The organism is Wolbachia endosymbiont of Nomada ferruginata, from assembly GCF_001675785.1.
Taxonomy (GTDB): Bacteria; Pseudomonadota; Alphaproteobacteria; order Rickettsiales; family Anaplasmataceae; genus Wolbachia; species Wolbachia pipientis.
The window spans coordinates 1-408 of the sequence record NZ_LYUY01000200.1 but is presented as its reverse complement, the minus strand read 5'-3'; the positions used below and the strand labels follow the sequence as shown (position 1 = coordinate 408).

General features: G+C 35.5%; 1 pseudogene. It reads right to left on the bottom strand.

The window, feature by feature from the left end:
- Positions 1-6: 6 nt before the first annotated feature.
- Positions 7-408, bottom strand: a pseudogene (locus tag BA053_RS07050) (IS4 family transposase); the annotation flags it as partial.

The window sequence follows — 408 nt, the reverse complement described above, 5'->3', positions numbered from 1 at the left end:
TTACTATTACCCACAAATATGAGGTTCGTGAGCAAGTCGCCATCCTTCTGCTAAATCAAAGAGACGTTTATATCCTTTCCAAAGAACATAAGGTCCTGGTTCTGGGTCATTTTTTCTTGCTAAATGGCCTCCAAGTTCATGAAACAGCTTCTTTTATGTTGGGAACTACACTTGGACATGGTTTTCTGTGTATTTTAACGTATAAAACTTTCCATTCCTCTTCAGCTAATAAGGTAGTACATGGTAATGTTGCTTGCAATTGATGTAATAAAGAAGATCCTCCAAGCAATAATACTCACAACTGTTAGATATCTCATTAGTCTTTCTGCTATTCCAAGCCTACATTCTTCAACTTTGAGACCGGATTTAAAATTTTATGTAATATCTCTATTTTCCATCTAAGGCAAT